The organism is Methanospirillum hungatei JF-1, assembly GCF_000013445.1.
Lineage (GTDB): Archaea > Halobacteriota > Methanomicrobia > Methanomicrobiales > Methanospirillaceae > Methanospirillum > Methanospirillum hungatei.
Genome location: NC_007796.1, coordinates 1,410,702 through 1,430,270, shown reverse-complemented (window position 1 = coordinate 1,430,270; position 19,569 = coordinate 1,410,702). Strand labels below are relative to the sequence as shown.

The 19,569-nt window shown below is 45.5% G+C and carries 22 protein-coding genes; 12 read left to right on the top strand and 10 right to left on the bottom strand.

Annotated features, from left to right (window positions below; all coding sequences use genetic code 11):
* Position 1: 1 nt before the first annotated feature.
* Complete coding sequence (locus MHUN_RS06605; protein ID WP_011448278.1) at positions 2-1,102, bottom strand: lysylphosphatidylglycerol synthase transmembrane domain-containing protein; 1,101 nt, start codon at positions 1,100-1,102, stop codon at positions 2-4.
* A gap of 90 nt (positions 1,103-1,192) precedes the next feature.
* Here MHUN_RS06605 and MHUN_RS06600 point away from each other — a divergent pair, with 90 nt between their 5' ends.
* Positions 1,193-1,915, top strand: coding sequence for a glycosyltransferase (locus MHUN_RS06600; protein ID WP_011448277.1), 723 nt, complete (start codon positions 1,193-1,195; stop codon positions 1,913-1,915).
* Between the two features lie 52 nt (positions 1,916-1,967).
* Entirely contained in the window at positions 1,968-2,405 is a 438-nt protein-coding gene (locus MHUN_RS06595) for a PPC domain-containing DNA-binding protein (protein ID WP_011448276.1), read from the top strand.
* A 9-nt stretch (positions 2,406-2,414) separates the two neighbouring features.
* Here MHUN_RS06595 and cofC read toward each other — a convergent pair whose 3' ends face one another.
* Positions 2,415-3,068: a 2-phospho-L-lactate guanylyltransferase gene (cofC, locus tag MHUN_RS06590; RefSeq protein ID WP_011448275.1), complete on the bottom strand. Its 654-nt coding sequence runs from the start codon at positions 3,066-3,068 to the stop codon at positions 2,415-2,417.
* A 79-nt stretch (positions 3,069-3,147) separates the two neighbouring features.
* Here cofC and cofG point away from each other — a divergent pair, with 79 nt between their 5' ends.
* Positions 3,148-4,845 carry a 7,8-didemethyl-8-hydroxy-5-deazariboflavin synthase CofG gene (gene cofG, locus MHUN_RS19970; protein ID WP_011448274.1) on the top strand — a complete coding sequence of 566 codons (1,698 nt, stop codon included), beginning with the start codon at positions 3,148-3,150 and terminating at the stop codon, positions 4,843-4,845.
* Between the two features lie 153 nt (positions 4,846-4,998).
* Positions 4,999-5,289 (top strand): ferredoxin-thioredoxin reductase catalytic domain-containing protein, encoded by a 291-nt coding sequence (locus MHUN_RS06580; protein ID WP_011448273.1) that lies wholly within the window; start codon positions 4,999-5,001, stop codon positions 5,287-5,289.
* A gap of 194 nt (positions 5,290-5,483) precedes the next feature.
* On the opposite strand, the gene MHUN_RS19965 is transcribed toward MHUN_RS06580, so the two are convergent.
* Together MHUN_RS19965 and MHUN_RS19725 are read right to left on the bottom strand one after the other, a co-directional pair.
* Positions 5,484-5,672 (bottom strand): PIN domain-containing protein, encoded by a 189-nt coding sequence (locus MHUN_RS19965; RefSeq protein ID WP_052288828.1) that lies wholly within the window; start codon positions 5,670-5,672, stop codon positions 5,484-5,486.
* Between the two features lie 190 nt (positions 5,673-5,862).
* A complete protein-coding gene (locus MHUN_RS19725; RefSeq protein WP_275039204.1) occupies positions 5,863-5,991 on the bottom strand; it encodes a hypothetical protein in 129 nt (42 codons plus the stop codon).
* 523 nt (positions 5,992-6,514) lie between these two features.
* Here MHUN_RS19725 and MHUN_RS06570 point away from each other — a divergent pair.
* Entirely contained in the window at positions 6,515-7,207 is a 693-nt protein-coding gene (locus MHUN_RS06570; RefSeq protein WP_158498179.1) for a DUF4013 domain-containing protein, read from the top strand.
* An 18-nt stretch (positions 7,208-7,225) separates the two neighbouring features.
* Here the strand turns inward: MHUN_RS06570 and MHUN_RS06565 are convergent, their stop codons facing one another.
* The 3 genes from MHUN_RS06565 to MHUN_RS06555 are packed head-to-tail and all read right to left on the bottom strand — an operon-like array spanning position 7,226 to position 9,215.
* Positions 7,226-7,681: a universal stress protein gene (locus MHUN_RS06565; RefSeq protein ID WP_158498178.1), complete on the bottom strand. Its 456-nt coding sequence runs from the start codon at positions 7,679-7,681 to the stop codon at positions 7,226-7,228.
* 57 nt (positions 7,682-7,738) lie between these two features.
* Complete coding sequence (locus MHUN_RS06560; protein ID WP_239441581.1) at positions 7,739-8,098, bottom strand: YunC family protein; 360 nt, start codon at positions 8,096-8,098, stop codon at positions 7,739-7,741.
* A complete protein-coding gene (locus MHUN_RS06555; protein ID WP_048067336.1) occupies positions 8,070-9,215 on the bottom strand; it encodes a glycosyltransferase family 4 protein in 1,146 nt (381 codons plus the stop codon). The genes MHUN_RS06560 and MHUN_RS06555 overlap by 29 nt, the downstream gene beginning before the upstream one ends.
* 50 nt (positions 9,216-9,265) lie before the next feature.
* On the opposite strand from MHUN_RS06555, the gene MHUN_RS06550 reads away from it, so the two are divergent.
* A complete protein-coding gene (locus MHUN_RS06550; protein ID WP_011448268.1) occupies positions 9,266-10,492 on the top strand; it encodes a TM1812 family CRISPR-associated protein in 1,227 nt (408 codons plus the stop codon).
* Positions 10,493-10,519: 27 nt separating this feature from the next.
* On the opposite strand, the gene ilvC is transcribed toward MHUN_RS06550, so the two are convergent.
* On the bottom strand, positions 10,520-11,515 hold the full coding sequence (gene ilvC, locus MHUN_RS06545; protein WP_011448267.1) for a ketol-acid reductoisomerase: 996 nt from the start codon (positions 11,513-11,515) through the stop codon (positions 10,520-10,522).
* 202 nt (positions 11,516-11,717) lie between these two features.
* On the opposite strand from ilvC, the gene MHUN_RS06540 reads away from it, so the two are divergent.
* The 5 genes from MHUN_RS06540 to MHUN_RS06520 all read left to right on the top strand — a co-directional run bounded on the left by MHUN_RS06540 (position 11,718) and on the right by MHUN_RS06520 (position 17,245).
* Positions 11,718-12,413: a TIGR00266 family protein gene (locus tag MHUN_RS06540; protein WP_011448266.1), complete on the top strand. Its 696-nt coding sequence runs from the start codon at positions 11,718-11,720 to the stop codon at positions 12,411-12,413.
* 154 nt (positions 12,414-12,567) lie between these two features.
* Positions 12,568-14,082, top strand: a complete 1,515-nt coding sequence (locus MHUN_RS06535) for a 2-isopropylmalate synthase (RefSeq protein WP_011448265.1) — start codon at positions 12,568-12,570, stop codon at positions 14,080-14,082.
* Positions 14,054-15,745: a biosynthetic-type acetolactate synthase large subunit gene (gene ilvB, locus MHUN_RS06530; RefSeq protein ID WP_011448264.1), complete on the top strand. Its 1,692-nt coding sequence runs from the start codon at positions 14,054-14,056 to the stop codon at positions 15,743-15,745. The genes MHUN_RS06535 and ilvB overlap by 29 nt, the downstream gene beginning before the upstream one ends.
* Position 15,746: 1 nt before the next feature.
* Complete coding sequence (gene ilvN / locus MHUN_RS06525; protein ID WP_011448263.1) at positions 15,747-16,250, top strand: acetolactate synthase small subunit; 504 nt, start codon at positions 15,747-15,749, stop codon at positions 16,248-16,250.
* Positions 16,251-16,618: 368 nt separating this feature from the next.
* Positions 16,619-17,245: a hypothetical protein gene (locus MHUN_RS06520; protein WP_143709389.1), complete on the top strand. Its 627-nt coding sequence runs from the start codon at positions 16,619-16,621 to the stop codon at positions 17,243-17,245.
* Between the two features lie 57 nt (positions 17,246-17,302).
* Here the strand turns inward: MHUN_RS06520 and MHUN_RS19875 are convergent, their stop codons facing one another.
* Positions 17,303-17,488: a hypothetical protein gene (locus MHUN_RS19875; protein ID WP_338040856.1), complete on the bottom strand. Its 186-nt coding sequence runs from the start codon at positions 17,486-17,488 to the stop codon at positions 17,303-17,305.
* Positions 17,489-17,929: 441 nt separating this feature from the next.
* Positions 17,930-18,205: a flagellin (flaB1-1) gene (locus tag MHUN_RS06515; RefSeq protein WP_011448261.1), complete on the bottom strand. Its 276-nt coding sequence runs from the start codon at positions 18,203-18,205 to the stop codon at positions 17,930-17,932.
* A 139-nt stretch (positions 18,206-18,344) separates the two neighbouring features.
* On the opposite strand from MHUN_RS06515, the gene MHUN_RS06510 reads away from it, so the two are divergent.
* A complete protein-coding gene (locus MHUN_RS06510) occupies positions 18,345-19,550 on the top strand; it encodes an aldo/keto reductase (RefSeq protein WP_011448260.1) in 1,206 nt (401 codons plus the stop codon).
* The last annotated feature ends 19 nt before the right edge of the window (positions 19,551-19,569 follow it).

Genomic DNA, 19,569 nt, shown 5'->3' with positions numbered 1-19,569 from the left:
CCTATGGTTGTGGTTTGTCAGGGGTAATCTCTTTTGAATATTCTGTTCTGCAGGATATCTCCCGGTGAACAATACACATCCCTGCAATAACTCCCAGGATAATATTCAGGTAAAACGTCACAAATCGCCAGAGCAGGACAAAAATTCCGAGCATTCCTGCCGGAACAATCAATGCATACAGAGAACTGGTGGAGAGTTCGGTAATACCTGATGATCCTGGAGTGGTCGGGATCATCATGATGATGGCAATGAGAATCTGAAAGAAAAAGGAGAGGATAATATATGGGTCCAATCCGAGACCCATCAGAATAACAGATGCAACCATAAATTCAGTCACCCAGAAAAATGCTGTTGCACTTCCTCCGATAAGAAGGCCCCATCGTGCCGGTCCTGCAAACCGTGAAAAGCACGTAAAAAAGTTATCAATCTCTGTATCTGCACAGGCACAGATCTTTGACGATGAAAGCCGTGTATGCGATAATTTTTCAGTAATCCACGATACAAGACGGAGAATAAGACATTTCATGGGGACCGGGTACCGCATGGCAAGGAAGGGAATGAAAAGAAAGCTGAGTAGAAAGACCCAGGCGGCGATGATGAGGATAATAAGACTTGTGCTGAATGTGCTCCAGATCTCTCGTGTCATGAACATGATGATAACTCCCATGCCAGTCAGAACGATACCGTCCAGTACCCGCTCCATGATGACGACAGCAGTCGCATCTCCTACCTTTACTCCGGTCCGATAGAGTTCATGGACCCTGACCGGCTCTCCTCCAGCCTGACCGGGGGTTATTGTTCCGGCCAGCAATCCTGCAAGAACCATGTTCAGAGAGTAGAAAAACCCTACATGATACCCGAGAGATCGGGACATGAGGACTATCCGAAGCCCCCAGAGCGCCAGGGCCAGGATACGAAAACCGATGGCCAGAATAAGGAAGATTAGGTTAAATGAGAGAATATATTGAATAGTCTCTTCGGTGAACGTTGCTCCAAATACAATGAAAATGACCGATAAACTGAATATAAGTGATATTGCAAACAATCCACGGGATGAAATCTTCACATCATTCTCCTTCCGGACAACATCCGGATGTGTCATGAATACGGTTTCTGAATAAACCTTCTATGTAAGAGAGTAGCAGTATAAGATAATACTGGAGCATTCATATCCTTACATGCATATGATATCATGATATCCGTCGTAATTCCTGCATATAATGAAGAGAAAAGAATAAAAAGAAGCCTTGAAGCATTATCTCATCAGACCATCCCGCGTGATGAATATGAAATAATCGTTGTAGATGGGGGTTCGCATGATAAAACATATGATATTGCCGAGGATTATGCTGATATGGTCTTTGTTCAGGAGTCTGAACGGGTTGCAGGGGCAAGAAATGATGGGTTTCTTCGTGCCCGTTCCAACCTGGTTGCGACGACCGATGCAGATAGTATTGTTGCACCGGACTGGGTTGAGCATGCTGTCAGGTCTTTGTCTGATCCTCGTGTAGTTCTCTCCTTTGGGCCTGTCACACCGATTGAGAAAAATGATATTAATAAACGATATGCACTCCTGTTTAATGGCCTTATAAAATTCGGAGCTCATTCAAAACTGTATTATTATACACTTGGATGCAATACTGCTTTCAGGAAAGATGCTCTTCTTAAGGCAGGAATGTACCGGATAATGGACGCTGGAGATGACCTGGAAATTGCTGTCCGGATGCGGAAGATGGGAAAAGTAAAATTTGCTCCGGATATGAAGGTCGGGTTTGATTTCCGCAGGTATCATGAGTTCGGGTTTTGGAACACCCTGTATGAGTGGTATTATATCGTCCTCCAGGGTGGGATATCAGACAAGTACTCCTATACCAGACGGGAGTATCATGATGACGTCATCATGCAGGAAAAATGATCCTTTCTGATAAACCAGTGAACTAAAATCGTCTCATGAAAAATAATTATCGATGAAATATACATCCGGAACCTGTGGAAGGATCTTTTACCTCCATATAGAGCATGGTGAAGATCCGATACAGACAATGAACGCATTTGTCAGGGAACATGAGATCAAGGCAGGTATCATCCACTTCATTGGGGCAGTAAAGAACGCAAAGCTGGTAACCGGCCCTGAAGTTGATCATCTCCCTCCAATACCTCACTCAGAATCAGTTGTTCTGGCTCACGAACTGATCGGGACCGGTTTTATCAGAACCGGAGATGATGGTCCTGCCATACACCTCCACATCTCTGCAGGAAGACGAGATCAGGTACTCACCGGGTGTCTCAGGGGTGAGGCTAAGGCATTTATCCTGGTTGAAGTGATGATCATCGAATGTCAGGGAATGAATATCCCGATGATTTATAACAAAGATACCAAACTTATGCTGCCCGCTCCGAAATAGACGGGATGTTTACTCATACCCAGGTCTTTTCACTCCGATTCTACTCTTTTTCATAGCGATCTCAAATCCATGACTGATAAGCCATTCCCGCGAATATCCGGTATTATGGATGAACACCTCGATGAGATCATCTTGCTCATCAATATCACAATAGAGTCTGAATGAATCGATGATCTTAACCATCAGACCAGCATCAGTTCCATATCTGACATGCTTCTCATAGCTCATGCCATAATACTGGGCCTGGAACATTTTCGCAGATCGTACATAAATTGCATTGGTTCCCCCTCCCCGACCTGGAGCAATAGCAAGATCACCTCCTGATGTGAGAAGGGTAAGGATTGCTGAACGGTCTGCAAGAGCAAGATCTGCCATGACAATTGCCAGAGGCTCATCATTTCCTTCGCAAAACCCATTTATTGTTTCATTGAGACCTTCTTCCAGTATTCTGACCGGCACATCGTCAAGTTCGACCGGTGCGGTTGCAAGGATGAGGGGAGAACAGCCTGCATTTTTTACGGCATTAACCACATCCCGAAGCATCATGAAAGCAAAATCTTCCCGTTCTTCATCGGTCAGAATACAGGAGAGCCGGGTCTTGGGCTGAATGGGCTTATAGGGAATGACAACAGGTATCCGCATCTCTGAAACAAACGTTACCATCAGGAATGGAAATAAGGATCGGCATATCCCTGCAGGTTCAAAACCACCATAAGGATCTCATGCACAAAGCTGTGGTATCATGTCACCGGTAATTACATATTCGCGGAATGTTTTTGTGCCACTCACCTTTGTCTGCAGAAATATCTGCGGGTACTGTATATTCCGTCGCCCGCCTGGAGAAGGTTGTGTTCTTTCACCTGACGAGGTCATACGGGTACTGAGGCGCGGGGCAGAGGCCGGATGCACAGAGGCCCTCTTTACCTTTGGTGAGCATCCTGAAGAGGTGGCAGGTTTTATGCCTTTCCTTGAGCAGTATGGTTTCGGTTCGATCCTGGAATACTGTCATGCAATGGCAGAAGAGGCGCTCCGTCTCGGTCTTCTTCCGCATACCAATGCCGGGATCATGACTGCTGACGAGATGAGCTACCTTGCTGATGTCAATGCCAGTATGGGACTTATGCTTGAGACCACCGCCGACATCCCAGCGCACCGGAACTGCCCGGGGAAAGAACCTGCACGGCGTATCGCCATGATTGAGGATGCCGGCAGACTTAAAATACCGTTCACTACCGGCATTTTACTTGGAATTGGTGAAACCCGGTCAGACCGGCGGGAATCATTAGAGGTAATCGCCGGTCTTCACCGAAAATATGGCCATATCCAGGAGATCATCATTCAGAACTTCTGCCCAAAGCCAGGTACTGATATGAGTGCATTTCCTGGAGCAACCCTTCGTGATATGCAGGAGACGGTCCGGATGGCGAAAGAGATCCTTCCTTCTGATATTGCCATTCAAATCCCTCCAAATCTTGCCGACGCTGCACAAATCCTCCCTTGTGGGGTAACAGACCTTGGTGGCATCTCCCCGGTGACGATTGACTATGTAAATCCTGAGCATCCCTGGCCGGCTTTTGATGAACTTGCGGCCTTAACGAAAGGGTACACGCTTAAAGAACGGCTCTGTATTTATCCTGAATATATACGGAGAGGGTGGTATCACCCACGGCTCAGGGATTGTATCATCAGCCTTGAGAACACAATACATATGAGAGGTACATCCGTGATACCGGCAAAACCCCTGTATGAGGGGAAAGCAAAATCAGTTTATGCCAGTGAGAATCCTGATGAACTGATTGTTGTCTTTCGAAATGATATGACCGCCTTTAACGGGGTCAAGCATGACCAGTTTACTGACAAGGGAAGACTTAATGCAACGGCGTCGGAATTCTTCATGAAGATGCTTGAGGCCGAAGGAATTCCAACTCATCATATCCGGATGTCTGCACCTGATACTATGATCGTCCGTCGACTGGAGATGATCCCGCTTGAGGTCATTGTCCGGAATGTTGCTGCCGGTTCCATGACCAAGAAATATCCGGTTAAGGAAGGAATGGTGCTGGATCGCCCGGTGGTCACTATTGATTATAAAGATGATGAGCGCGGCGATCCAATGATCAATGATGATCTTATTGAGGTTCTGCACATTCTGACTGCTGATGAACTCCGAAAGGTTAAGGAGATGGCCTTACATGTAAACAAGGTCCTTACCCGGTTCTTTGATGAGTGTGGTATCAGACTTGTCGACTTTAAGCTTGAGTTTGGAAAGGCAGACGGCACTATCTACCTTGGTGATGAGATCAGCATGGATTCCATGCGGCTTTGGGACAAAAAAACCGGAGAGTCATTTGATAAGGATGTGTACCGGTTTGACAAGGGCGATGTCATTGCCGCGTACCGGAATGTTCTCAAACGGATAATTCCGGATTCCGGAGTATAACAGTCTGGGTATCCTACTAAGATGAACCATACCCTGACAAATCTCTTTTCTCGAAGATATGAGAATGATCTGATTCCCTGGTTAAAGTGTGTCTATAAAAAGTTTTTTACCTTATGGTCCATTATATTGAAGTCTGTGTGAGTTGACACTTACATGGGAGATCCTGTGGCAGAAACTGAAGAAGAAATAAGAAGTTGGGCTCTGGAGTATTCCCGATCGCACGGATGGGTCCTGAACCCTGATGAAAAGCAGACAAATGCCGTGATAAAAGGGCTATCCCGGAATTCTGAAAAGCATGGAGAACGATATTGTCCCTGTCGCATCAGGTCCGGGGATAAGGAGAAAGATAAGGCTATCATCTGTCCCTGTGTGTATCATGTGCATGAGCTTGAGCAGGCTGGTCATTGTACGTGTAATTTCTTTTACGATCCTGAATACCTGTGATATTCCGGTTAATCCGGAATAATTCTTTTATCTCATCTTTTCAATACCTGAAATGATAATAACAATTAAATAATTTCGCTCTAGCATGGTATTTGATTGTTGTTTTTTATGGGCTTATATGATTGAAATCTAATGTTTTTTGTATACGAAATAGTATTTTATAAATAAATAGTGGTAAAATATTTAGTAAATATTCATAGAGATTCAAAGGGGTTCATTATCTCTATCCCTTTAACTGATGTAAAATCTTTGTAATTCCTTGTTACCAGTGTCGCTGACAGGTTCATGGCTGTGGCAGCAATTACAGCATCAGGAAGTTTGATATTCGAATTTTGTCGAATATGAATGGCGTGATTTGCAACCGCTTCATCAACTGGAATCACAGTACTAAAAGGAGGTCATGAGTCATTCTGTAACTCTTTTCGGTATGTTTATTCCATCCTAAAACTTCTATCCTGCTAATTATTGAGGTAAAAAATGAGGATATCAGTATTTTCTTAATAGTCATAAGCACCTCATCGGATGCAGAACCGGTAATAAAATAAATGATGATATTTGAATCGATAAAATATCTCATAGCCTTTCCCATTCATTTCTAAGCTGTTTGACCTCTTTATCAAGATCCTCAGATGAACCAGTATAATGCACAATTCCAATATAATCTGCAGGATCGAATTTCTCCTTATTTGTAATTTTTCCCATAATAATCTGTGCAATATCCTCACTCCATGCTCATATTGGAATAACAACATCTGTCCTATTTCCATTCAGATCATACAAATACCGAATCTCTGATGCCTGGCCCATATAGTCTCAATTATTAATATTATTTTAAGCAATCCTATGTTTTGTTACCGAAAAAATTGAATGAATCGAATGTTCAAATTGTTCGGTAATTATAATGAGAATATTTCTATGTCTCTCAAAAATTTGGTTATATGAACTGATGCGATTTATTATGTGTGGGTAAGGTAAAAAAATCTCAAAAGGTTCCCTTTTCTTTTTCAGAAACAATATGAAATGTGATTTTTGTATTTCTGATACACCCTGAATCAGCATATCTCCCAAAATCCAATCAAAAAACCCAATTTACGTTCATTGACAGGTTCATGGCATACCTGGAATGCCATTGATATTTTCTCATGCTCATATATCCCTCATAATAGCACCGGATCAGAAAATTTACTATAAATACTCTTTTACCTTCAAAAATGTACTTTGTATCATGGCATCGTATTCCGCAATTATTACGAATGCATCTGATTACGTTAAAACCGGCCTTATCGATCACTGGAAACGATGGATTGTTCTCGTCATTCTATCCATTATCCAGATAATCACCATAAACATCGTGCCTCTGGTAAGTGGGTACCTTGTTCGTGTGTATGCAAATCCGGATGACATCGCCCCTGAAATTGATGAGTATGGAAAATTATTCATCGACGGCTGGAAGATGAACATTGTAACCATTCTCTACCTGATACCGGCATTTATTGTTGCGATAGCATTTGGTGCAATCGGGGTCATATCTGCTCTGGCTGGCCTTTTCTCCGAAGGAAAGATCACACACCTTGCCGGTCTTATGGTCGGGAGTATCGGCATCCTCCTTGCATTTCTGGTATTTCTTCTGATTACCCTCATCATGAATATGGCATATGTTCATTTTTCCAGATCCGGAAGAATTCTGGATGCATTCAGTATCGGTGCTATCACACGACAAATCTCTGATGGAATCGGATGGGGAGGCTACATCATCATGTGGATTATCGTCTGGATACTGATGACCGTCCTGTTCCTCATCGTATCCGGTCTTGCGATGATTCCGATCATCGGCTGGCTGGCATTAATCGTCTTAACACCACTCTGGTCAGTATTTATCGCAAAAATCAACAGTAATATCTATGACAACAGGCCCTGAAAAGGGCAAAAAAGTTTTTCAGGCTTCCGGTTTTGTAACCAGGACCGGAACAGGACTTTTATGAACGATGCCGGTGCTGACACTCCCAAGAATTAACCGATCTGCCATCCCTTTTCCTGATGATCCGACAACAATGAGATCAACTCCGGATGTCGACACATATTCTATCATGGCATCAACCGGATCACCAACGCGGGTATGAAATCCAATGGTCAGTCCTTCTTTTGCTGCAATATCCTGAACAAGATCCCGGATATGATTCTCTTCCTGCTGAAGCATACTGATAAATTTCACATCACCACTAGGCTCTTCAATTTTTACCTCACGCTCGGCCAGCTCTGCATATACCCGGGGAGGAATGGAATACATGACATCACATGTTCCGTTAAACTGCTTTGCAAGAGTCATCGCATAACTCAGTGCCCGAAAGCTCTCTTTTGAGCCATCCACTCCTATAAGAATGTGGGAAAACATACTCTTCATTCTCTCATTCTCCCATAAATAAGTGCCTTATGTACGATATTGCAAAAATTACATGAGGGTCTTGAGTGCTTCTTCACCACTCATATCCTGCATAACACCCGATTTTTGAGCAAAAGTGTTGATAACTGCAACTTTGCCGTTCAGGAGATCATCGATGTTCCTGATCGAGTCGCCTGAAGACGGACGAACTTTTACTGCAGGTATCTTAAATTTTTCAAGAGCGATGACATCAATGGCACCACACCCGACAAGACCCTGTGATGTCCGGGCAAAAACAAGATTTACGTCACCGATAGGAATGACATATCCGGTTATTTCATGTCCTTTCAGTGAGAATTTTACTTCTTCCATGATAGTATTCAACCCTGGTTTTATAAGATCATATCTTCCGGCTTCGTAGGTTTTCATCAGCCACCCGATAATATGTCTCTTCAACTGAACTGGTTATCCGGTCCCAGTCATGATTTTTTGCATATTCATTTAACAGGGGTACATCCGGAGATTGTGTGAGGAACATTCGTATACCCGTTGCAATGTCATCTGCACAAGCTCGTGCACAATACCCGCACCCCGGGAGAACATGATCGAGTGCGGCATTCAACGGATATTGTGTCGTGACAATGGGAAGTCCGCATGCCATCGCTTCAACACATACGATCCCAAAACCCTCCCGTTCACTTGGCAGCACAAACACACGGGCGGCTTTCATCAGTCTGATCACTTCCTGGTAATCACTCACAAACCCGGGCAGGTGAATGTTTTCAGATAAGCCATAATCATGTATCATCTCCACTATTCTGGTCATCATCGGACCATCTCCGATCATGGTACAGGTGAGATCATGGTAGTCCCTGATAAGAACCCGGACCGCTTCTACCACCAGTTCTGGATGCTTTTCCGGGATAAACCTGCCAATGAAGATAATGTCGGTAGTCTTATCCGCTGGGTTTATAGCCCGGATTTCCTGCAGGGGTATACCGTTCGGGATGATCTCCGGAATTCCATAATACCCTTCATCTCTCATCCGGTCTGCGGTATGATGTGATACTGCAATGGATGAACTGGAAAGGAGAAGTGCAATCTTTTCAATCACCCGGCCTCCAATTCCGGATAGTCCAAGGTACTGGTACCAGTATGCCCCCCATGCCTCATGCCAGGTAATGATACACTTTTCCTTTTTTAAAAACCCGATCAAGCGGGATACTATCACGGGAAAATAGGGAAAATTCTGACAATCGATGATGTCTACTTTCATTTTTAAAAGGACAGGAAACAGGTGAAAGGAATACCTGAGTGCCTGAATGATCGATCGCCGCCCGCCGGTGTACAATCCCATCGGCCGACATACCGGATGGATGATGAGCCCATCCCGATTTATTATGCTCACATCAGATCCATCGAACATGGGAAAAAGATGAACTTCATGTCCTCGCTCTGCAAGTCTTGTTCCAATCTCGAAAATACGTTTTTCAACCCCGCCGATAGTCTCCGGGTACAGGACATCATAGACAAATGCAATTTTCATGGACCGGCTGTGTAGTGTCTTCAAGTACATATAGGCCTGTATACAAATGAATGAATCAGATGCGATGTATCTCCTTCGCGGGTCCGGGGCGGTTCATAAAAAAACGATATTGCAGGGATACTGTCTGCATTGAAACAGAACTGGTTCAGGAAGCGATATTTCACCTGTATGGGCCTGATGAAATCATCATCTGTCTCTCTGATCCCTCTGCGGCAGGGATAGCATCTGATTTAGAGGGGCGTAATATCCCGATTCAGAAGCTCTGGATACCATTCGGGACCGATGAGCCCCAGCTCTGGGAGATATTCAGCACGATCTGTGGTGCTGTAAAAGATAAAGAAGTGGTTCTCTTTGACATCACCGCCGGGTGCCATTCCCTTCCATTCATGACATTCCTTGCAGCCTCATATCTCCAGTCTGTCTGCCATGTCACCATAGCAGGAGTGATATATGCACCAGTCACAGGAGATGATGGATTTTGCCGATTTGTCGATTTGAAACCGATGATGGGCATTCTGGACTGGATTGCCGGAGTAAAGGCAGTTACGAACTATGTTGATGCAGAGCCGATGTATTCACTCGTAAAAGATCTTCAGGGGAATATTCACCGGTCAGGCGAACATCCTGAGCCTCCCGTCAGACTTACAAGCTGGGCAAGTCTTTTGTGGCAGTTTAGTGATGCGGTCAGACTGGCCCGTCCGGTTGATGCGTTGTATGCAGCATCCGGTGCCATTCATGACATTGATGGAATAAATGAAGAACTACTTCGTTTTGCTCCCTCCCTTATCCCTGTCCTTGCAGCGACACGGGATCTTTCAGACCTGGCCGCAGAGCCGGAAATGGCGCGAAACATGGGCGAGTATGTCAGAAAACAGATCCGACTGATCGGGTTTCAGCTCGATAAGGGATTGTTTCTTCAGGCCGTCACGCTTGGCAGGGAAGTTCTGATAACGTTGCTCATGATCCGGATGAATCTTGATGCTGACTGGAGAGATGCGGATATCCGTCATGAAGTCTCACGGACCCTGACTGGTGGATCTCTTGCCATGCAAAACCGGCCCTATGAGAAAACCCGGTATTCGGATGATTTGATCCGGTATGATGACTGGAAAGAGATGGTACTGATATGGACCAGAATTTCTGATCTTCGAAATAATCTTGCACACTGTGGGATGAACCAGCGGGATGACAGTGTCAGATCGATTCGGAAACGGGCATCAGATATACTCCCGGATATCGAGCGGTTTTACCATCTCTGTCTCCCGGAAAAAAGATAAGATAGTATCCAATACCTTATTTTCGAATTACTTCAGGTCTTTAAACTGGGGCATGGTCGCCCTGATCTCTTTTCCGACCTCTTCAATCAGATGCTCTTCATCAGCACGGGTAAGAGCGTTAAATACCGGGCGGTTTACCATATTCTCAAGCATCCATTCTTTTGCAAAAGCGCCGGTCTGGATCTCCTCAAGGATCTCCTGCATGGCAAGGTATGATTCCTGTCCGATAACCCTGGGTCCGCGGGTCAGGTCTCCAAACTGTGCGGTGTTTGATATGGAGTTCCGCATCTTGGTAAACCCGCCTTCATAGATGAGATCAACAATAAGCTTGGTCTCGTGCAGCACTTCAAGATATGCCATTTCAGGAGCATATCCTGCTTCCACCAAAGTCTCAAATCCTGCCTTGATAAGCGATGTCATCCCACCACACAGGACAGCCTGTTCTCCAAAGAGATCTGTCTCGGTCTCCTCACGGAAGCTGGTCTCAAAGACCACCGCACGGGTTGCTCCGATACCTTTTGCATAAGCAAGGGCGGTTTTTTTACCATTTCCTGAGACATCCTGATGAATTGCGATAAGTGCAGGAACTCCCTTTCCTTCGGTATAGGTCCGGCGAACCATATGTCCGGGTCCTTTTGGTGCTACCATGATAACGTCCACATCTGCCGGGGGGACAATCTGACCAAAATGGATGTTAAATCCGTGAGAGAACATAAGAGTCTTACCCTTGGTAAGTCCCTGTGCAATCTGAGTCTTGTATACTGCGCCCTGTTGTTCATCCGGAATGAGGATCTGGATTATATCGGCTTTCTTTGCGGCATTAGCAACGTCCATCACTTCAAAGCCTTCACTTTTGGCCAGATCCCAGCTCTTACCCGGCCGGAGTCCGATGATTACCTTCAATCCGCTGTCCTTGAGGTTCAATGCCTGTCCTCTTCCTTGTGATCCATATCCGATGACTGCGATCGTTTTAGAGGAGATTGCAGACATATCGGCATCCTTGTCATAATATTTCTCTAACATGATAGCCTCTGGTAATGTTCTCTTTACAATCATTTGGGTGGACGTGATATCTTTTTTCCTTTCATCCGAGTATATCTAGGGCCCCGGATATTCTGCACCCGAGGTGTGGTGCATTGTCGCGCACTATTTGCACCACTGTATAAGGGGGATGGGATCAGAGTACTTATCGTATCATACATCAAGGTCATCATACAGGATTACTATGGAGTATGAGATCAAGTATAAGCCATCATATGCGATGCTTGAAGTGACCCTGGCGCCAGGGGAGTCAGTCACCGCAGAAGCCGGTTCTATGAGCTGGATGCAGCCAACCATCGAAGTTCATACCCGCATGAGGAAAAAAGGTCTCCTTGGGTCGATTGGGATGGCCCTCATAGGAGGACAGTCATTCTTTGTGAATGATTTTACTGCTACCAATGCCTCCGGAAAAGCGGGATTTTCAGCAGCACCACTCGGTGACGTTGACACAATGCAGGTTGCTCCGGGGAAGGGATATATCATTCAGAAGGCGGCGTACCTGGCATCTGAAAAAGATGTCAATCTGGATGTTGAATGGCAGGGATTTACCAAGGGGCTCTTTGGTCAGGGTCTGTTTATGATCAAAGTTTCAGGTCAGGGTCTGCTCTTCATCAATACCTTTGGAGCCATCGACAAGCATGTGCTTGCACCTGGAGAGCGGCTGATTGTTGATAACTTCCACCTGGTTGCCTTTAGTGATACCTGCCAGTACCAGGTTACGAAATTTGGCGGATGGAAAGAGACTCTGCTTAGTGGCGAGTTTCTGGTTACCGATATCACCGGTCCTGGTGAGGTATATATCCAGACAAAGAACATCCGCGAGATGGCTGACTGGATATGGACTTTGATTGAGCCCCGGGTTCAGGCTAAAGCCAGGTAAATCTGCTATCATAATCTTCGGCTGACAGATTTTTGGGCCGAGGGTGCACCATATTTCTTACTTTTTTGCACCAATATTTAAAACATACACCATTTTCATGGAAAATTTATATGCATTCTGACGACGACATAGATTTGGGAGTGACATCCTATGAGTGATTGTTTTATTGCGCGATAAAAAGTTTCGATTCCTGGATACAACGCTTCGTGACGGTGAACAGACTCCTGGCGTCTCTCTCTCTCCTGCAGATAAAGTTGAGATAGCCACGGCATTATCGGATATCGGAGTTCACGTCATTGAAGCAGGGTCTGCGGTTGCATCAGAGGGAGAACGGGAAGCCATCCGCCTTATCGCACAGGCAGGTCTGTCTGCTGAATGCTGCACCTATGTCCGGGCTTTACCACAGGATATTGATTGTGCTGCAGATGCAGGGGCAGATTCAGTTCACCTGGTAGTGCCGGTTTCAGATCTGCATATTGAGCGGAAGATGCAGAAGACACGGGAGCAGGTCTTTTCGATGGCGATGAATGCTGTTGAATATGCCAAAGAGCGTGGTCTTATTGTGGAACTCTCCGGTGAAGATGCATCCCGGGCGGATATGGAGTTTCTCAGATCCCTGTATGCAGCAGGCATTGAGCATGGAGCTGACCGGCTTTGTTTTTGTGATACGGTCGGGGTGCTGACACCTGAGGCTACCGCGGAGATCATTCCGCCACTCTGTCTTGCACCACTGAGTATCCATTGTCATAATGACCTTGGTCTGGCCCTTGCAAACACACTTGCCGCACTCAAGGCCGGGGCAAGCTGCTGTCATGTGACCGTAAATGGTCTTGGTGAACGGGCGGGGAATACTCCCCTTGAAGAGGTGGTCATGGCACTAGAGCATTTGTACAAGGTTGATACGGGAATTGAAACCCGGAAGATATACCCCTTGTCAACTCTGGTATCACGGCTGACCGGAGTCCCGTTTGCAACCAACAAACCGATCGTCGGTACAATGGCGTTTACCCATGAGAGTGGTATTCATGCTCATGGGCTCTTCCGTGATTCAAGGACATATGAACCGATAGCACCAGAACTTGTCGGAAGAACCCGGCGGATTGTTCTGGGTAAGCATTCTGGTTCAGCTTCGGTAAAGGCGGCCCTGACTGAACTTGGGTACTCACCAAATCCACGACAACTTGAGGAGATGGTAAAGCGTATCAAGGCGCTTGGAGATGAAGGGAGAAGAGTCACCGATACTGATGTTATGGCAATTGCTGATGCTGTCATGCTTCTTGAATGCAGGCCGGTCATCTCGCTCAAGCAGTATACCGTGGTTTCAGGGACGAATGTAATTCCGACAGCCTCTGTTACGATGCAGGTGAACGGAAAGGAAGTGACTGGTGCAGCAACCGGTGACGGACCGGTGGATGCAGCATTGCGGGTATTGCAGCAGTCAGTAGCTGTAGCCGGGGATATCAGACTTGAAGAGTATCATGTCGATGCGGTCACCGGTGGAACAGATGCAATGGTAGAAGTTACCGTAAAACTGAGAAAAGATGGACAAACCATAACATCACGCGGAGCCAGAACCGACATTATTCAGGCCAGCGTGGAGGCGGTCATCACCGGGATGAACCGTCTGCTGAGGGAATATCATGAAAAGCGGAGCACAAATACTGATTGAAGGTTTAAAAGAACAGGGAGTTGACATCATCTTCGGGTATCCGGGTGGTGTTGTTCTTCCGATTTATGACGAACTCTATGATGCAGATATTCGCCATATCCTCGTTCGTCATGAGCAGGCCGCTATTCATGCTGCAGACGGGTATGCACGGGCCAGCGGGAAGACCGGGGTCTGTCTTGCAACATCTGGTCCCGGTGCCTGTAATTTGGTCACCGGTCTTGCCACCGCATACATGGACTCAATACCGGTGGTTGCAATTACCGGCCAGGTCCCGACATCACTCCTGGGAAATGACGCCTTTCAGGAGTCTGATATTACCGGGATTACTATGCCGGTTACCAAGCATAATTACCTGGTAACTGACGCACGTGACCTGAGACGCATCATCCGGGAGGCATTTCATATTGCAAGTACCGGACGGAAAGGGCCGGTTCTCATCGATCTTCCAAAAGATGTATGCACTTCGATGGTACCGGATGTAGACGGCCCGGATGAGCAGCCACGACTCAGGGGATACAAACCCAAGTACCAGGGTCACAGCAAGATGATCCAGCGGGCAGTAGATCTCCTGCTTCAGGCAAAACGACCGGTCATCTATGCCGGGGGTGGTGTCATCTCATCCAATGCATCTGCAGAGCTCGTCGCCCTTGCTGAGAAGATGTGCATGCCGGTCACTACTACCTTGATGGGTCTGGGGTGTATACCGACAGATCATCCGCTCAACCTTGGTATGCTTGGGATGCATGGGACTGAGTATGCAAATTATGCCATCACCGAATCAGATCTGCTCTTCTCCATCGGAGTCAGGTTTGATGACCGCGTAACCGGAAAGATAGAGGCTTTTGCACCACAGGCAAAGATTATTCATATAGATATTGACCCCGCCGAGATCGGGAAGAATAAACAGCCGGATGTTCCCATCGTCGGAGATGCAAAGAGTGTTCTTTCTGATATTCTCAAAAAGATTCCTGAGTCATGCCCGCATCCTGAATGGTCTGAAAAAGTTGCGATGTGGAAGAAGAATCATCCACTCAGATACCGGTCTGATGGGAAACTGTATCCCCAGTTTGTAATCAAGACTCTGGCTGATATATTAGGCGAAAAAGGAATTATTGTCAGCGAAGTTGGGCAGAACCAGATGTGGACCGCTCAGTGGTTTAAGTTTACCCGGCCACGTCAGTGGATCAGCTCAGGTGGCCTTGGGACCATGGGCTATGGGTTTCCAGCTTCAATGGGGGTTCATTTTGCCTGCCCGGATCAGCCGGTTTTCGTCCTTGCCGGTGACGGTTCATTCCAGATGAACATCCAGGAACTGGGGACGGTGGCACAGTACAACATCCCGGTAAAAGTAATCGTCCTCAATAATCAGTTCCTTGGCATGGTCAGGCAGTGGCAGCAGCTCTTCTATGAGCGTCGGTATTCATACACCGAACTACCGGAAGTTCACTTTGAACGAATAGCAAAAGCTTACGGAATAGAGGCTGCTACGGTCAGGAATGCTTCTGATGTGGAAGCAGCCATAAGAACCGCACTTGCTCATCCCGGGCCGTATGTTCTTGATGTCAGGGTTGAACGGGAAGAGAATGTGTTCCCCATGGTTCCTGCAGGGGCAAATATCAGTGAGATGATTGTCGGCCACCATGCCGAGCATGAGGAGAACTAACATGACTGCACATATATTCAGTGTCCTTGTAGAGGATAGTCCGGGTGTTCTCTCACGGGTTACCGGTCTCTTCTCACGACGGGGTTTTAATATCGAAAGCCTGGCAGTTGGTCATTGTGAGCAGCCTGATACCAGCCGGATCACCATTGTTGTCACGGGAAATGATGTCCAGATTGAACAGGTGAAAAAGCAGCTCAACAAGCTGATAGAGGTTATTAAAGTTCTTGATGTATCCGAATCAGAGCATGTGGAACGAGAACTGGCTTTGATTAAAGTCAGGGCAGGGCCTGGTGAAGCTCGTTCTGAAGTAATGCAGATTGCAGGGATATTCAGAGCAAAGATCATCGATGTCGGAAGTGATACGCTGGTTGTCGAAGTGACGGGAGATAGTGGAAAAATTGCTGCAATTGAAGATCTCCTCAAACCATACGGAGTTCTCGAATTAGTCAGGACCGGAAAGATCGCTCTGCAGCGGGGATCTGCAACGGTAAGTTCTGGGAGATAATCCCTTTTTCATACCGATTTCTCCCCTCAATTGTACAAATTTTTATTGCATATATATGACTATTGAGTCTATGCACTTTTTCAGATTTGTAATCGTTTTCTTCTGAGTATAGGGGCTGGTTTTGGTTTTATCACAACCTGACTTGTATTTGATGAGTTTGAATGGGATATCTTTACTGATGAACGGGTTTTATTTATCATCCCAGTTTTACTTACCGTTACTGGTACGGAAGTTGTGGGAGGTTTAATAACAAATGACATTTTTCATAAGATAAGAAACCCCTTATGGAAACAGAACTGATTCTTATAGAGTTCAGGTTTACCGAAAAACACAACGGTATGTTATCACATGAAACAGGTGATAAATCCATGTTTCTTAAACAATTCATCATAATTGCCATGGTCATCATTGGTATGACCGGATTTGCTTGTGCAGAGGCAAATATCTCCGTGGATCCCATTGGCTCCCTTGCCGCCGGAGAAAAATTTAACATCAGCGGAACAACGACAATTGACAAAGTCAAAAAGATCGGAATTGAGATCTTCCCAAAAGAGTTCTGGGACAATCTGGTTGCATATGCAAAAGAAGATAATGCCGGAAAAGTCCGATTCAAGGAGTTGGCTTCATCAGGTGATTCAGCAAACCAAACCGGGATAAACATGGTACGATTCAATCCGGATGGAACTCAGGCATATCAGACTGTCGATATTCCTGATGATTATGCTCTGGTCATTGTTCCGGTAAAGAAGGACCCTTCAGGAAAAGTGACTTTTAATGTTGAAATCAATGAAAAGGTGAAAAAGGTCCCCTTCCAGAAGGGAAAATATCACATGAATGTCTATGATGCATCAATGGAGATAGAACGTCCAGGGACGGTCATGCCAAATGGATGGGATGTAATAAAAAAGAAAGCCTATCCAAGTACTACTCTCTCCAATATCTGGGATCCAAAGAATGAGAAAGAACTGGAATATGTTGAGTTTACAATCCGGTAATACTCAAATCTCTATTTTTACAATAAGATAAGAACAGATCCTCTGCCATCGGTCGGATTATCCTCTGATTTGAAATCCGCGAGGTGGTATTATCATTACAAATCTGACTCCCTTTCCGTACACACCAGTCTCTTCAATTGTTATTTCGGTGATAGACAGGATCTCCCTGATTAAAAACAATCCATTCCCTGTATTCTTCCCATAATTCTGGTCAAATATTCTGGTTTCTTCTTCAGGAGCAATGCCTGTTCCATCATCTTCATAGATGATCTCTGCATAATCGCCATTGATCCTGACCGAAGTTAAGACCGGGTTTTGTATGTCATAGAGTGCAGGAAAATGCGTTGATTATCCCACAATATCTCATTGGTTTGGGGTATACATTATACATCCGATTGTTCAATCTCGGGTTGTGATAAGGGGTGGATAAATCAAGAGATATACCCACCATTATACCCGGAAGGAAGTTTTCGTTGTAATAATGTTGATGCACCAACCGGCGGCTTAATTTCAAGAGTGAAAGAGCCAACGGCAAGGGGCCCGGCAAGTCCTGCACCTTGTAAATTAAGTCTGACTCTGGTGTTCTCTCCTGATTCAATTATCCCGGAATTCGGACATAATTGAGTGGTACTGGATTGCCCCCTTCATTTCCTCTGACATAGTAATAGACCATTTTTGACAGGTCTATGCTTCTCCGGTTTCAGGAACGGATATCGAAAATGTAAGTGATATCAGGCCTCCCTGCCCTTCATTATAATGTCCACGAATAAGGCCGTCTGTTATCGCTACTGATGCACTCTGTTTTATCCTTGCATAGGTGACTTCCTGGACTTTCTGCGTTGCAAACATTCCGGTACTGATCATGCTGTACCCGAAAACTGCAGCAGCAACAACAAAGGCAATCATGACAATTGCTGCCTCAAGCCCTGAAAATGCGTTTTCCCTCTTGCGATTGTCCATGAGTCCACCCCGTACTACCAGATAGAACTGGTATTATTTAAGGATGTAGCTGATCAGTATACATGACCGGATGACCTATATAATTTAACTGACTAATCAGTCTAGACTAACCAGTCAGTCAAATACTATGAGGTCAACCATGCAATACCGTACTGTTTCAAAAAATGGTGATAGCCTTTCAGCGCTCGGATTCGGGGCAATGAGACTCCCGACAAAACGAGGCCGGATTGATGAAGAGAGAACCACCCGGCTTATCAGGAATGCAATCGATAACGGGGTGAATTATATTGATACCGCTTTCCCCTATCATGGTGGTGAGAGTGAAAAAGTCCTGGGGAGAATTCTCAAAGATAAATATCGGGAAAAGGTACGGATAGCCACGAAACTTCCTCCCTGGAATGTCCATACCCGAGAGGATATGGATAAAATCCTGTCAATTCAATTAAAACGCCTTCAGACTGATTATATCGATTATTATCTCCTTCACTCGTTAAATGCCGGAATCTGGAAAAAACTTCTGGATCTTGGTGTCATGGATTTTTTGGAAGAAGCAAAAAAATCCGGGAAGATTATCAATATCGGGTTTTCATTTCATGGTGACCGAAAGACGTTCAAAGAGATTATTGATGCATATGACTGGACTTTCTGTCAGATCCAATATAATATCCTGGATGAGGAAAATCAGGCAGGAACTGAGGGGCTCAGATATGCTGCCTCAAAAAATATCGCCATTATTGTCATGGAACCGCTTCGGGGTGGGATGCTTGCACAGAACCTGCCAATAGAGGTTTCCCGGATTTACAATGAGTCAGGCTTGAACAGGACAGCGGCTGAATGGGCCCTTTCCTGGGTATGGAATCATCCCGACGTGACCGTGGTACTGTCAGGACTAAATGATGAACGACATCTTGCCGAGAATCTTGCGACCTGTGAAAAAGCCGTACCCGATTATCTCAATTTGAACGATCTGGAGACGATAGAAAAGGTAAAAGCGGTATATTCACGACTCATGAAAATTCCCTGTACTGGGTGTTCATATTGTATGCCCTGTCCATTCGGCGTCAACATACCTCAGTGTTTTTACTTCTATAACCAATACCACATGCTCGGTAATAAGATGATTACTCGGGGATTTTATGGGATGCAACTGATGGGTGGCATGGGAACTTCTGCTAATGCGTCATTGTGCAGGCAATGTGGAAAATGTGTCCAGGCATGTCCTCAGCACATCAATATACCTGGTGAGATGAAAACCGTTGCAAAGACGATGGATAACTGGATCACAAAATGTGTTCTCATTATTGCGAAGCGGATGTTTTCTTCACAGGTTAATGATGAAGACTAATCCCATCGTTTTGGTGTTG